We start from the raw sequence: 14,113 nt of genomic DNA, 5'->3' as shown, positions 1-14,113 counted from the left end.
TAGATTTATCATGAAGTTTTTAAAATACACATTAATTGTAGGCACTCTTGTCGTGATGTTATTTACATCGTGTACTGAAAGAAATGATGCTTTTTCGAAGGTAATTATTGAACCTGAAGTAGATTCAATTATGACAGCCAAATGGAATAGCGATTTTCAACATGCTGAATATCCGCAACAATGGCTTGATAATGTGATTACAGTAAAATCTACAGAATCAATTCAAAATGCGATTGATAAGGCAAGTGAAGCTGGTGGAGGTGTTGTTATTTTAAAAGAAGGAACTCATATTCTAGATGGTTCGATTACTTTAAAAAGCAATGTGACAATTGTTGGAGAAGGTAGAGGTAAGACCATTTTACTACAAGGAGCCAAGCTTGATAAGGCAGCTTTTAATGTGGAGGCAAAACCTACAATTACCGATGTATTAATAAAGGATCTGACTCTAAAAGGAACAAGATCTGGCAAAGTAAATGGAATACTTATTCGTGGAAGAAACGAAGATAGGCATAAACGAATTATGCTACAGAATGTTGACGTTACCGATTGGTCGGCACAGGGTGTTCACATCAAACGAACCAATCATATTATTATGGATAATTGCAATTTTCAGTACAATGGTTCAGCTGGAGGTTTGTATCACAATTGTTACTTTTTATACAATAAAAACATCTTGCAAAGTGATTTAAATATGTCTTATCCTGTTAAAGGGAAAGGTTGTAAATATACTTCCTGTGAGTATGTGTTGGCACAGCGATGTACCATTAAAAATACGCATGGAAATGGCATTCAGGCGGATCATGAACAAGCTGGATATGTTTTCTTTCATAAGTATCATATTTCGGGATGCGAGCGTGTTGCAATGTGGTTTCCTTGCGAAGATTATTACGATAAATTTACCTATAAAGAAGATCCTAAATATGCACCTCAATACATCATTTTAAATAGATGTGAGATTGTAGATAATACTTGGGGAGCTATGTGGAGATTGGTAAATGATTCTTACGTAATCAATAGTCATTTTTCCAATAAAAAAGTAGATATGGGTTTGCTAAAATGCGATGTCAGAATGGAAAAAAGTTCCTTTGAAAAGGGAAATCAGATTTATGAAGATATTAGCGAATGGCCCGAAGATGTTAAAATATTGTGGTAACAGAATAGGGATTTAAATCATAGAATCAGAATATTTAATGCTGCTTCCTTTGAATAAGAGTTTCGAATCAGCAGCTTTAAACGTTTAACGGAATAAAAATTAACAATGAGACATTATCAAGTACTTTTTACACTCTTATTTACTCTGTTTTTTACGAGTTCACTGCATGCCCAAAATGGGAAGAAGACCAACAATTTAATTTCAGTTAAGGAATCAACTTGGAAAGGATTTAAACAAATCAATTTTACAATAGAAGGTAAGGAGGCTCATGTAGTTTTTCCAGTAAAAGCATTGGCTGGTAATCCATGGCTCTGGAGAGCAAGGTTTCCAAATTATCATGCAAATATCGATAGTGCTTTGCTTGCCAAAGGTTTTCATGTTGCTTATGTGAATACTGATAATCAGTTTGGAAGCCCAAAGGCAATGAAGATATGGGATCAATTTTATGCGTATCTGATTGAGAATTATCAATTAGAGAAGAAAGTAGCATTGCATGCACACAGTCGTGGCGGTTTGTTTGTCTACAATTGGGCAAAACAGAATCCTGAGAAAATTGCCTGTATTTATGCCGATGCAGTTGTGTGCGATTTTAAGAGTTGGCCAGCTGGTTTTGGAGCGAGCGAGGGAGATAAAAATGCCTGGCAAACATTAAAGGCAGAGTATGGCTTTAGTAGCGATGAAGAAGCCAAAGCATACCTCGATAATCCCATTGATAATTTGGAAAATTTAGCAAAGCAAGGAGTTCCTGTTTTGCATACGATGAACTTGAAGGATCAGGTAGTTCCTCCCGAGGAAAATTCTCTACTATTGGTTAATAAATATGTTCGTGTAGGAGGAACAGCAACTTTAAGCCCTTGTTCTTCGGGTATTCAAAAATCAAAAGGACATCATTATCAGCTTGACGATCCGAAAATGATTGTTGATTTTATCAGCTATTACTGTGCTCAGAGCGGTCCATTGAATTCTTCAGATTATCACGAGATGCGCAGTGGTCTGCAAAATTGTCGCATTCAATTCGAACATTATAAAACAGGGCGAGTTGCTTTTCTAGGTGGTTCGATAACCTATAATCCGGGTTGGCGCGATAGCATTTGTGCCTATCTGGAAAAGCGTTTTCCGGAAACAGAATTTGAATTTATTACAGCAGGAATTCCATCCATGGGAACTACTCCCGGAGCTTTTCGCTTAGAGCGAGATGTTTTATCAAAAGGAAAAATAGATTTATTATTCGAGGAAGCAGCTGTAAACGATGCTGGAAATGGCCGCACAGCAAGCGAACAAGTGAGAGCTGTGGAAGGTATTGTACGCCATGCACGAAGTGAAAATCCTTCTACGGATATTGTACTCATGCATTTTGTGGATCCAGGGAAAATAGAAACTTACAGAGCTGGAAAAGTGCCGGATGTGATCCGAAATCACAATAAAGTGGCAGAATATTACAACATTCCTGTTATCAATTTGGCTAAAGAAGTAACTGATAGAATCGATAATGGAGAATTTACATGGAAAGATGACTTTAAGAATCTTCATCCTTCTCCTTTCGGTCAGGGAGTGTATGCACATTCAATGCTTCAGTTTTTAGACAATGCTTTTACCGGACATATCGATAATGATGACAAAATTGCTGCTCATCCTAAGCCTGATTACCTAGATCCTTTTTGCTATGAAAAGGGAGCTTTACTAGATATTTCAATTTGCAAACCCGCCAAAGGATGGGCTGTTGATTCTGTTTGGAATCCTAAGGATGGCAAAGGAACTCGCAGAAATTATGTAAATGTTCCTATGCTCATAAGTGAAAAGCCAGGAAGTAAGTTGAAGGTAACACTTTCTGGAAAAACATTGGGAATGACTGTGGCTGCAGGACCTGATGCGGGAATCATTGAGTATCGAATAGACAAAGGTGATTGGCAAAAATTGAATCTGTTTACTCGATGGAGTAAAGGATTACACTTGCCATGGTATTACAGACTAGTCAGTGATCTTGAAAATAAAAAACACAATCTAGAGATTAGAATTAGCGAGGAAAAAGATGAACAAAGTAAGGGTACAGCTTGTCGAATTCGCTACTTCTTCGTGAGTCAATAAAAATCAAGAAATTGAAAAACCATAATAGGAAACCAAACTATAAACCATGAGAAAAAGATTTATTTTGTCCGTTTTGTTAATTGGCTTTCTTGCCCCAATCAATCTAATAACAGGACAAGAAGTGCAAAAGTCAAAACAAAAGCCAAACATTGTTTTTGTGATGACTGATGATCAGGGAATGGGAGACCTGGCTTGTACAGGAAACCCTTATGTGAAAACTCCGAATATCGATCAATTTTATTCCGATGCTATTCGCCTGAGCAACTATCATGTGGGAACTACTTGTGCTCCAACTCGAAGTTCAATTATGTCTGGGCGTCACTGTAATCGGGTGAATGTTTACCATACCATTGCAGGTCGTTCTATTCTTTTCGAGGATGAGGTGATTTTGCCTCAGGTATTGGCCCGAAATGGTTATACCAATGCTATGTTTGGTAAATGGCACTTGGGTGATAACTATCCATATCGACCTGAAGATAGAGGATTTCAGGAAGTTGTTCGCCTTGGTGGTGGCGGTGTTGGCCAGGCCCCCGACTATTGGATGAATGATTATTTTGATGATACTTATTGGCACAATGGTGTGGAACAAAAATATGAGGGTTACTGTACGGATGTTTTCTTTTCGGAGGCCCTAAATTTTATCGAAGAAAATAAGGACAAGCCATTCTTCTGCTATATCGCCACCAACGCACCACATTCTCCTTACAATCTTCCAGAGGAATATTACGATCAGTATCAAGGTAAAAAATTCGAGAAGTTAGATCCCAGACTTCGACGTTTTTATGGCATGATTACCAACATTGATGATAATTTTAAAAAGTTGGAAGAAAAGTTGGATGAGCTTCACCTAACCGATAATACCATCCTCATTTTCACCACAGATAATGGAACCTCAGCAGGTGCTTCAACTTATAATGCCGGACTAAAAGGTGGAAAAGGTAGTCAGTACGATGGAGGTCATCGCGTACCATTTTTTATTCGCTGGCCAAATGGAGAATTAACTGGTGGTAAAGACATCGAAAAGTTAGCTGCGCATTACGATTTATTGCCCACTTTCGTGGATTTATTGGGACTTGATTTTAATCCGGTAAAACCTTTGGATGGAAAGAGTTTGAAACCACTTTTGAAGGAAGAAAATCCGCAATGGGCGAATCGTATTTTATACATGGACACGCAGCGGGAGCAGAATCTGATAAAGTATAAAAAATATACTGTAATGGACGATAATTGGCGTTTGGTAGATGGAAATGAACTCTACGAAATGGACAATGATCGCGGAGAAAATAAGAATGTAATAGATGCACATCCCGAAGTAGCTGCCCGTTTGGCTGAAGGCTATGAGCGCTGGTGGCAATCGTTTATGGACGATGGAGTAGACGAGAAATATGCTTACATCAAAGTAGGATCGCCATATGAAAATCCTACTAAAATTTGTTCCCACGATATGATTATTGGAAGATATTGTCCTGTTTGGCACCAAAATGGAGCAATTACTGGTGAGCAAGCTGGTGGTAGCTGGAAAATTGAATTTGTTGCCGATGGTGATTATCGTATTAGCTTACGCAGATTCCCACGCGAAAGTGGTTTAGCCATTAATGAAATTTTCCCTGCTCAGGAAAAAAGAGTTGAATTGGATAAAACGGCTCCAGCAGGAGTGAAAAACGATTTTACGGAAGCTCGTTTGTATGTAGCGGGAATTACCAAGTCTCTCGAAATTAAAGAAGGTCAGGACGAAGTTACTTTTACTATTAAAGTGCCCGCAGGAAAGTACGATATGGAAGCTCGGTTAATTGATGAAGCTAATCGTATTCATCCAGCTTACTATGTTTATATAGAAAAGTTGTAGGATATAAAAGACAATCACAATTCACCATTTTTGTGATGAAAATGGTGAATGTGTTTATTAGGCCGGTTCATCGACTGGACTTTTACTGTTTAAGATAAAAGCAATACCTATGAATACCATAAAAAGAAAATCTGTACTTGCAACACTTTGCCTAGTTTGTTTCCTTTCATCATGCCTAATGCAGAGTAATGAATATGAAATTGCCTCTCCTGATTCTAAAGTAAAAGTCTCGTTTGTTTCTGAGGATGGACTTTTGCAATACAGGCTTCAATGGCAGAACAAACTGATGATTGATTCATCGGCTATATATATTTTTCCTACTGCAGACATCACAATTCTGAGTTCGGAAATACATGCAAAAGATACTATATGGCAACCTGTTTGGGGACAGTTTAGCAAAATTCGTAATCATTATAATGAGTTGGCTCTGCGCATCGATGTTAACGGAAGCAAAGGAATTCTTTTTACTCGGGTTTTTGATGAGGGAATTGGTTTTCGATTTGAATTGGATGAGGTAAAAGAGCAAGATAAGCTTGATTTCTATTGCGAATATAATCTAAATAAAGAGGATGAAGTCTATTATCCTGCAGGAGAAACTTCCCCAAAAGGACCAATTGCAATCAAGGATTTACCAAAAACAAAATTGAATCTTAAAAGAATTGCTTTGCCTTTAGTTGTAGAAAAAAGCAATGAAAAACACCTTTCATTTTTAGAATCTGACTTGTATTCTGCGAAAGGCTTTAGTAGTATGAAAATTGAGTTTAATTCTAAAAAAGGACAACTAATATCTACAAGCAAACCTAGGTTGCAGAAAGGGAAAGTGATATCACCTTGGAGAGTAATTTTGTTGGGCGATGAAGCTGGAGATTTAGTTACAAGTACTGTCACAGTTAACTTAGCTGCCGATTGTCAGTTAGAAAATACCGATTGGATTAAGCCTGGAAAAACATTGTGGGATTGGCGTGTTCATGCTTATACAGCTCCCGATGGTTTCGTGTATGGAATTAATACCGAAAGCTATAAGCGCTTTATCGATTTTGCTGCCCAAAAAGGAATCGAATATTTTCTGATTGATGATTCGTGGTACACACATGCTTCTAAAGGACATTTTGAATTATCGGATAAATTGGATTTGAAAGAGGTGATTAGGTATGCGGCGGAGAAAGAGGTTGAGCTTATTTTGTATTACGATAGAAAAAATGGTGAGTATGGCGACAAAGCACTCTTTCCATACTATCAGTCGCTAGGAATGAAAGGAATTAAGTATGGTTTTATGGGGAATGATGCTGATTTTTCTCGTGATGCCATTCGCCAAAGTGCACAAAGTGAGTTGCTCATCGATTTTCACGATGGACCAGTTCCTTATACAGGTGTTCGAAGAACTTTTCCTAATGCGATTACTCGCGAATACTGTCATGCACAGCAAGATTCTCGTAGAGCATTTACTCCTGAGGCATTTATTAAAATGGCTTTGATTAATGCGATTCAGGGGCCATTGGATATGAATAATGGCAATTTCGATATCAAAGGGATTAATAGCGGCTTAAGAGAAAAAGGTCCTCGTATTAAAGGTTCCTATCTAACAACAGTAGTTTCCGAAGTTGCACGAACACTTATCATTTTTAGTGGTTTAGTTTGTATTCCCGATGCTCCGGAAGCTTATGAAGCAAAAGCAGATTTATTTGAATTCATTCAGAAGATGCCCGTAGGAAAATGGGATGAAAGTCGAATTTTAAATTCTAAAATAGGCGAGTATATTACTACAGCTCGTCGTCATGGAGAGGAGTGGTTTGTGGGGAGTGTTATGAATCAGAAGGGTGGAGATTTAGACATCAAACTTGATTTTCTGAAGGAAGGACAAACTTACGAAGCAACTTTTTATGAGGATACAGACGAAACGAATTGTAAAACAAATCCTGAGGCTTACCAAATCCGTAAAGAAATAGTTAGAAATGCAGATGTAATTAAAGCAACAATGGCTCCAGGAGGAGGTCATTGCATGTGGATTAGACCCAGTGAAGTAAACTAATTATGTCATTTATGCCTTCAATAAAAAATCTAACGATTATTTTAGTTGCACTGTTAATAGCTGCATGTACTAGTCAGAACAAATCGAAAGGAAGCAAGAATTTTATTTCTCAATCCGATTCTCTTAGTTTTCAATATTCTGAAGTTACTGGTATTGGGCTTGACTCAGTTTATAACCGTCGTGATAATAGCGACGTGATAAAAGTAGGAAACACGTATTACGTTTGGTACACACGAATGGATAGTCCTGTTACCTCAGGTTATTGGGGAAGTATTTGGTATGCAACTTCCGTGGATGAGGGGCATACCTGGCAAGAACAGGGCAAGGCTGTAGGATTAGGAGAAGAGGGCGCTTTCGACAGTCATTCCGTGTTTACGCCTAATATTCTGGTATTCCAGAATAAATATTACCTGTATTACACAGGTGTTAAACCAACTCTCGGGCGTTCGGATAAGGTTTTTGAAGGGAACTCTACCAATGATTTTACGGCCATTGGTTTGGCTGTGGCAGATAGTCCTGATGGGCCATTTAAACGAGTGGAGAATAATCCAGTTTTAAGGGTATCAAAGCTTGCAGAAGATTTTGATAGCTATCGTATTGACGATGCGAGTCTAATTATTCGTGATAAAAAAATTTGGCTTTATTACAAAGGTCGTTCCATTGTTGATGGTAAAAATGGGCCAAGAAGAACAAAAATGGGAGTGGCTATTGCCAATCAGCCTGAAGGTCCATTTACAAAAACTAAAGGAGCCATTATGGATAAAAGTCATGAGGTATTGATATGGAAAGAGGGCAAAGGAATTGCTTCGCTGGCTTCCGTAAATTTTTCGATTAATTATGCCGACGATGCTTTAAATTTTGAACCTTTATATTCCAATTTAAAACAGATTCCTAAAGCTCCAGGTTTATATCGACCTTTTTTAACGGATGCTGAAACATCTGAAATTCCAGGATGGGGAATCTGCATGATTTATGAGAACAAAAAGACGTATCTGCGAAGGTTTGAAATGTTGAGGCGTTAATTTTTAACAATAAGAAACTGATTTATTCTCCTAGTGATTTTGCGCTATAATTTGACCGAATAAAACGAATATTAATGAGACGTTTGAAAAGTATTTGTACAATTACTCTACTATCTATAATTGCATTATCATGCAATACAAATGGGAAAAATAAACCTAATATTGTTTTTATTGTTGCTGATGACTTGGGTTATTCTGATGTTGCCTACATGAACCAAAAGCCAGAGATACAAACTCCCAATATTAATGCTTTGGCGGAAAGTGGCGTCGTTTTTACCGATGCTTATGCGGCAGCTCCAGTTTGTTCACCTACTCGTGCAAGTTTAATGACAGGAAAATATCCAGCTAGCGTAAAACTGACTTGCCATATCCCAGGCATGGGAATGGAAAAGTATTTGAAGAAACTCAGCAAAGGAAAAAAACTGAAAGAAGCTTATTTTGGGGATCATTTATCGGAGAACGCGGTGACTATTGCTGAGCTTTTAAAAGAGCAAGGTTACGCAACAGGTTATATCGGTAAATGGCATTTGGGTGGCGAAGGTTCAATGTATACAAGTGATGGTATTGTCAATGATGCTTATCATCCCGAGTACTATGGTTTTGATGTAAATATTGGTGGTTGTGCTTACGGACAGCCCAAAACCTATTTTGATCCATACAAGAATGGAACCCTTAAAGACAGAAAAGAAGGAGAATATTTAACAGACCGACTTGGCGATGAGGCGGTACAATTTATTGAGGAGAACAAGGACAAACCTTTCTACCTAAACTTGGCAACTTATACAGTTCACACTCCTTTAACTGCACCGGTTGAGAATGTTGAGAAATATGCTAGCAATAAATATTTTGCCATGATCGAAAAATTGGATCAGAATTTGGGTAAGGTCATGGATAAGCTGAAAGAGGATCATTTATTAGAAAATACAGTAGTTATTTTTTATTCTGATAATGGCGGTTTGTGGGGTAATCCTCCGCTTAAAGGGAAAAAAGGGACCTTAAACGAAGGCGGGATTCGGGTTCCGATGATTGTAAGTTGGGCGAATAATATAAAAGCAGGGCAAACTTGTTCCGAACCAGTTACCTCTGTTGATTTTTTTCCTTCAATGTTGGAGTTGGCTGGAGTAGCTGCGTCAACACAATCTCAACTCGAAGGTCTTAGTTTTGTTCCTTTGCTATATGGGCAAGATTCATTGCCCGAAAGAGCCATTTACTGGCATTTTCCACATCACCGAAAGGAAGGTCTTTCTATGGGAGCTGCCATTCGAAAAGGCAAATGGAAGTTTATCATAGAGTTTGAAACAGAACAAAAATACCTTTACAATTTAGACGAAGATTTTGGCGAAGAAATTAACCTTATTAAGGAATATCCAGAAATTGCCGATAGTCTTTTTAGTGAATTAAAAGCATGGCAGAAAAAAGTAGGCGCTGAAATGCCTCAGCCAAATGAAAATTATTCGAACAATTAAAATTGGATCTCATGAGAGTATTATTCTTAATTATTTTTCTTTTTAGTTCACCTTTTGTATTTGGGCAAAATGCTGCTGAAACAGAAATACTAAAGGCTTTTAAGCACAAGGAAACTGTGGTATATAAAATGGTGGATGGAGCAAGCTTAAACATGGATATATTTTATCCTGATTCGGCTAAAATGCAGGAAAAAAATCCTTGGATGATACATGTGCATGGCGGAGGTTGGGCCGGAGGTAGTAAGTTTAATATCTTAAAACCTCCATTCCTGACTACTCTGCATACTCTTGTTGATAGTGGTGTTGTGTGTGTAAGCATAGAGTATCGAAAAGCTCGTGGCAATTCCAATGCCTACGATGCAGTTGTGGATGCTAAAGATGCCACTCGTTTTCTTTTGAAAAATGCAAAAAAATTCAAATTAGATAAGGAACGATATGGTATCTGGGGCGGTTCTGCGGGTGGACACCTTAGTTTGGTGACTGCTTTGGGTGCAGATTCTTATTTTCAGGGAGATTCGCAATTGTCCGATATTTCTACCCGATATAAGTGTGTAGTCTCCTATTTTCCTTTTACTTCCTGTTTAAATCCTGATTTAAGACCCGGTTCTATTTTTGAAGATGAGAGCCTTTTTGTTCGACTTTTGGGTGCACCATTAAAGGAGAAACCAGAATTGGCTCGTTTGCTCAGTCCAACAGAACTTTTAAAATCAAACAGTTCTCCAATACTTTTAATCCATGGCGATAAGGACGAAACCCTTCCAATTAAAAACTCTCTTTATATGATGGAGGTAGCAAAGAAGAAGAAGGCAGATGTTCAATTATTAAGCATTAAAAATGCAGGGCATAGTTTTAAAGGGACAAATATTTCTCCTTCAATGAAGGAGCTTAATGACTATTCTGCCAAGTATATTTTGTCTCATTTGAAAGATAAAGCACAAAGTAATTCTCAGATCAATGATGGTTTTGTAAAACTATTTAATGGCAAAAACTGGGATGGTTGGCATCTTAAATTAAGAAATGGAGATGAAGATATGGCTAAAAAAGTGTATGCCATTGAAGATGGAATGGTTCATGTTTTTAAAGATTTTCCTGATAGTATTGATGTAAGTACGGGTGTTAATGGAACGCACGGACTTTTTTATACGAATAAAAAATACAGTAAATACATTCTTCGATTTCAGTACAAATGGGGAAAGAAAATAGCTAATAATTTTGACAAATGGCAATACGATGCAGGAGTTTACTATCATGTAGTAGACGATAAGGTTTGGCCAACAGGAATTGAATTTCAAATCCGTTACGACCATACAAAATTGCGCAATCATACAGGTGATTTGATACGACCCAAAGGTGCCGATTATACGTGGTATTGCGATGAAGAAAGCAAGACTTACTTGCATCCTAATGATGGAGGAAAGCCTGAAGTAAAGCGAGATTGGATGCATTTGGCAACTCCTACAAAAAACTACAATGCATTAAATGACAAATGGAATCAATGCGAAATTATTGTCATGGGAACTGAATATGTTATTTATAAATTAAATGAAGATGTGGTGAATGTAGCTTTCAATCTAAGTCCTGGAGAAGGAATCTTAGGTTTTCAATCGGAGACTGCCGAAATTTATTACCAGAATATAGAAATTAAAGAATTCGATGAGATTATTCCTATTGAGCAATTGCTGGGGAAATAATAATTTAAGATGTTTCTTCAATATCAGCAATTGAAAAAATTGACAGAAGCTGGAAAAATAAAATTTACCTTCATTACTCCGATGTTTTTTGCGGTTATCATGCGAAAGCAAAAGTAATTTGAAACAGGTTGTTTAGAAATTAAATTCTTATGAAAATAGAATTTACCATACTCATACTTAGTGTTTTCATGTTTGGTTTACAAGCCAATGCCACAAAGGTGTTGTTACTCACTGGGCAAACCGACCCATACCACAATTGGGAGGTGACTTCATCCTATCTTAAAGCTACATTAGATCATCAAGCAATTTTTGAAACCGATGTGCTGCTTATTCCCAGTGAGGAAGAAATGGATACTTTTTCGCTTGATTTTTCAAAATATCAAGTTGTGGTATTGGACCAAAATGGACCGGATTGGCCCGATAAAGTTCAAAAAAATTTTGCTGACTACGTTTATAATGGAGGCGGTGTAGTTATTGTTCATGAGGCGAATAATGCTTTTCCAGATTGGAAAGAATACAATCAAATTTGTGGACTCGGTGGTTGGAAAGGCAGAAATGAAAAATCGGGTCCCTATTTATATTGGAAAGAGGGTAAAGCGGTAAAAGATTATTCTCCAGGTAAAGGAGGTTCTCACGGTAAGCGAGTTCTCTATGTTGTAAATATTCGAGATTCGGAACATCCGATTACCAAAGGATTGCCAATGAAATGGTTGCATCAGAACGATGAACTTTATGGTAATCTTCGTGGTCCAGCAGAGAATATTCATGTATTGGCCACAGCTTATTCCGATTCTGCAAGCAATGGGACTGGGAAAGAGGAATTGGTACTTTTTACAGTTACTTACGGAAAAGGGCGTGTTTTTCATACTGTAATGGGGCATACTCATGCTGATTTTTGCGATTCTGTGCAGGATGTTGGTTTTCAGGTTACTTTTTCGAGAGGAACAGAATGGGCAGCTACGGGTAAAGTAAAACAAGAACTTCCAGCTGAATTTCCTACCGAAACTCAGGTTTTATTGCGAGAATTATCACAATTAAAATAGGAGAAATTTTATTCTTGTATTTAGAAGATAGTTTATCCTATAAAAAAGTTATGGATCGTTTTTGTTTTAATATTTGGAGATAGGATATTTGTCAGTCTTTAAATTAGTAAGAGAAAAATATCCATAGTATTGACAGATTAAAAGTTATGTATATATTTTTAAAGAATAAATTAGTTTTTACAGTATTCTTAATTCTTGTCTCATTGTTTTCTGAGACACCCGTTTACTCTAAAGGGAAAGGGCCATGGAATTTAGATCAACTTTTTGAAGCGCCAAGCTTTCAGAAAACAGAGAAGGCTGCACAAGATGGCATGACTGGAATTTTATATGAATCAATTCCTGTCAATAATAATAAAGTACAGGTATTTGCATATTACAGTGCTCCAGAAGGAGAAGTTCCAGAAGAAGGATGGCCTGCTGTTGTTTGTGTGCACGGGGGAGGAGGTACTGCATTTTATGAATGGGTACAAAAATGGAACGATCATGGTTATGCTGCCATCAGTATGGATTTAGAAGGACATTATCCCATTCGAGAAGTTCAAGGAAATAAAAAAAGTCCTCGTCTGTCAACCGAAAATCCTGGACTAAGTCGTGTAGGAACATTCGAAGATTTTGAGAAGCCGATTGAACAGCAGTGGTACTACCATGCTGTTGCACAGGTTATATTGGCACATTCCTTACTTCGTTCCTTTCCGGAGGTAAATCCCGATAAAATTGGAATTACAGGAATCAGTTGGGGCGGAATTTTAACTAGTACCGTAATGGGAATTGATCCTCGTTTTAAATTTGCAATTCCGGTATATGGTTGTGGTTTTCTTCCCGGGTCGGATGGATATCAGGGAGAACGAATTAGGTCAGGTAAACAATCCGAAGTTGTGAATGCTTATTACGATGGTTCTGCCTATTTTAGAAATGCAAAAATACCTACATTCTGGCTTAATGGTACCACCGATCGACATTTTCCGATGCCATGTACACAACAATCTTATCAGGCAATTAAGGGTAAGTCTACTATTCGGTATCAGTTGGGAATGATACACGGACATAAGCCTGGGTGGAATCCGGAAGAAATTTATGCTTTTGCAAATAGTGTGGTGAAGAACGGTAAACCCTTGGTGAAATTTAAGGAGCTGAAAAGTAAAGGTAAAGAGGCGTATGTTTCTTTTAAAGCATCAAAACAAGTAAAAACCGTTGATTTGGTTTATACAAGCGATTCTGGAAAATGGAGCAAGCGAAAATGGCAGAATTCTCAAGCAAGTATTTCTGGTCCAAAAATTAGAGCGCAAATCCCAGCAGGAGCAACCTGTGTTTTTTTTACTGCTATCGATAAAGATAATATGATGGTAAGTTCGGATTATCTTGATCTCTAATCTAGAGATAGGTGCAAATCAAGTAATCTAAGCATGAATTTATTGAATGTGAGAATGATAAGTAAATGAAACCCAAAATAAATAGAATGAAGAAGATGAACCTTTTAGCTTTATTGCTAATTGTTGCACTAGCTTGTCAAAATAAAAAGCCTGGACAATTAAATCAAAGTAATTTAAAACTTTGGTATACGACTCCCGCAGCAGATTGGAATGGAGCTTTACCTCTTGGAAATGGTCGATTAGGAGCCATGGTATTTGGAATTCCGGGTCATGAAAATATTCAACTGAACGAAGCTACACTATGCGCTGGAGGACCTAACCGAAACGATAATCCAAAAGCTAAGAAATCCTTATCAGCGATTCGTAATTGCCTTTTTAATGATAAAACTGAGGAAGCTCTAAATATTG

Annotated in this window: 10 protein-coding genes; all 10 read left to right on the top strand. The window is 37.5% G+C overall.

What is annotated here, in order from left to right:
- Positions 1–10 precede the first annotated feature (10 nt).
- On the top strand, positions 11–1,153 hold the full coding sequence (locus ABYT26_RS10045) for a glycosyl hydrolase family 28-related protein (RefSeq protein ID WP_372753439.1): 1,143 nt from the start codon (positions 11–13) through the stop codon (positions 1,151–1,153).
- 105 nt (positions 1,154–1,258) lie between these two features.
- Entirely contained in the window at positions 1,259–3,238 is a 1,980-nt protein-coding gene (locus ABYT26_RS10040; RefSeq protein WP_372753437.1) for an SGNH/GDSL hydrolase family protein, read from the top strand.
- A gap of 46 nt (positions 3,239–3,284) precedes the next feature.
- Positions 3,285–5,084, top strand: a complete 1,800-nt coding sequence (locus ABYT26_RS10035) for an arylsulfatase (RefSeq protein WP_372753435.1) — start codon at positions 3,285–3,287, stop codon at positions 5,082–5,084.
- A 109-nt stretch (positions 5,085–5,193) separates the two neighbouring features.
- Positions 5,194–7,113 carry a glycoside hydrolase family 97 catalytic domain-containing protein gene (locus tag ABYT26_RS10030; RefSeq protein ID WP_372753433.1) on the top strand — a complete coding sequence of 640 codons (1,920 nt, stop codon included), beginning with the start codon at positions 5,194–5,196 and terminating at the stop codon, positions 7,111–7,113.
- 11 nt (positions 7,114–7,124) lie between these two features.
- Positions 7,125–8,135 (top strand): family 43 glycosylhydrolase, encoded by a 1,011-nt coding sequence (locus ABYT26_RS10025; protein ID WP_372753431.1) that lies wholly within the window; start codon positions 7,125–7,127, stop codon positions 8,133–8,135.
- A 74-nt stretch (positions 8,136–8,209) separates the two neighbouring features.
- Positions 8,210–9,601: a sulfatase gene (locus ABYT26_RS10020; RefSeq protein WP_372753429.1), complete on the top strand. Its 1,392-nt coding sequence runs from the start codon at positions 8,210–8,212 to the stop codon at positions 9,599–9,601.
- A gap of 11 nt (positions 9,602–9,612) precedes the next feature.
- Entirely contained in the window at positions 9,613–11,292 is a 1,680-nt protein-coding gene (locus ABYT26_RS10015; RefSeq protein ID WP_372753427.1) for a family 16 glycoside hydrolase, read from the top strand.
- Between the two features lie 149 nt (positions 11,293–11,441).
- Complete coding sequence (locus ABYT26_RS10010) at positions 11,442–12,335, top strand: ThuA domain-containing protein (RefSeq protein WP_372753425.1); 894 nt, start codon at positions 11,442–11,444, stop codon at positions 12,333–12,335.
- A gap of 146 nt (positions 12,336–12,481) precedes the next feature.
- Positions 12,482–13,705: an alpha/beta hydrolase family protein gene (locus ABYT26_RS10005; RefSeq protein WP_372753423.1), complete on the top strand. Its 1,224-nt coding sequence runs from the start codon at positions 12,482–12,484 to the stop codon at positions 13,703–13,705.
- Between the two features lie 86 nt (positions 13,706–13,791).
- Positions 13,792–14,113: glycoside hydrolase N-terminal domain-containing protein (locus ABYT26_RS10000; RefSeq protein ID WP_372753421.1), on the top strand; the 322-nt coding region annotated here is incomplete at its 3' end.

The organism is Labilibaculum sp. (assembly GCF_041595635.1).
In the GTDB taxonomy this organism is placed as follows: Bacteria; Bacteroidota; Bacteroidia; order Bacteroidales; family Marinifilaceae; genus Labilibaculum.
The sequence above is the reverse complement of the archived record's forward strand: the minus strand, read 5'-3'. Positions and strand labels throughout refer to the sequence as shown.

What these genes read in the sequence shown, in the direction of transcription:
- ABYT26_RS10045 (WP_372753439.1), top strand. Translation starts at nt 11, where the DNA reads ATGAAGTTTTTAAAATACACATTAATTGTAGGCACTCTTGTCGTGATG.
- ABYT26_RS10040 (WP_372753437.1), top strand. Translation starts at nt 1,259, where the DNA reads ATGAGACATTATCAAGTACTTTTTACACTCTTATTTACTCTGTTTTTT.
- ABYT26_RS10035 (WP_372753435.1), top strand. Translation starts at nt 3,285, where the DNA reads ATGAGAAAAAGATTTATTTTGTCCGTTTTGTTAATTGGCTTTCTTGCC.
- ABYT26_RS10030 (WP_372753433.1), top strand. Translation starts at nt 5,194, where the DNA reads ATGAATACCATAAAAAGAAAATCTGTACTTGCAACACTTTGCCTAGTT.
- ABYT26_RS10025 (WP_372753431.1), top strand. Translation starts at nt 7,125, where the DNA reads ATGCCTTCAATAAAAAATCTAACGATTATTTTAGTTGCACTGTTAATA.
- ABYT26_RS10020 (WP_372753429.1), top strand. Translation starts at nt 8,210, where the DNA reads ATGAGACGTTTGAAAAGTATTTGTACAATTACTCTACTATCTATAATT.
- ABYT26_RS10015 (WP_372753427.1), top strand. Translation starts at nt 9,613, where the DNA reads ATGAGAGTATTATTCTTAATTATTTTTCTTTTTAGTTCACCTTTTGTA.
- ABYT26_RS10010 (WP_372753425.1), top strand. Translation starts at nt 11,442, where the DNA reads ATGAAAATAGAATTTACCATACTCATACTTAGTGTTTTCATGTTTGGT.
- ABYT26_RS10005 (WP_372753423.1), top strand. Translation starts at nt 12,482, where the DNA reads ATGTATATATTTTTAAAGAATAAATTAGTTTTTACAGTATTCTTAATT.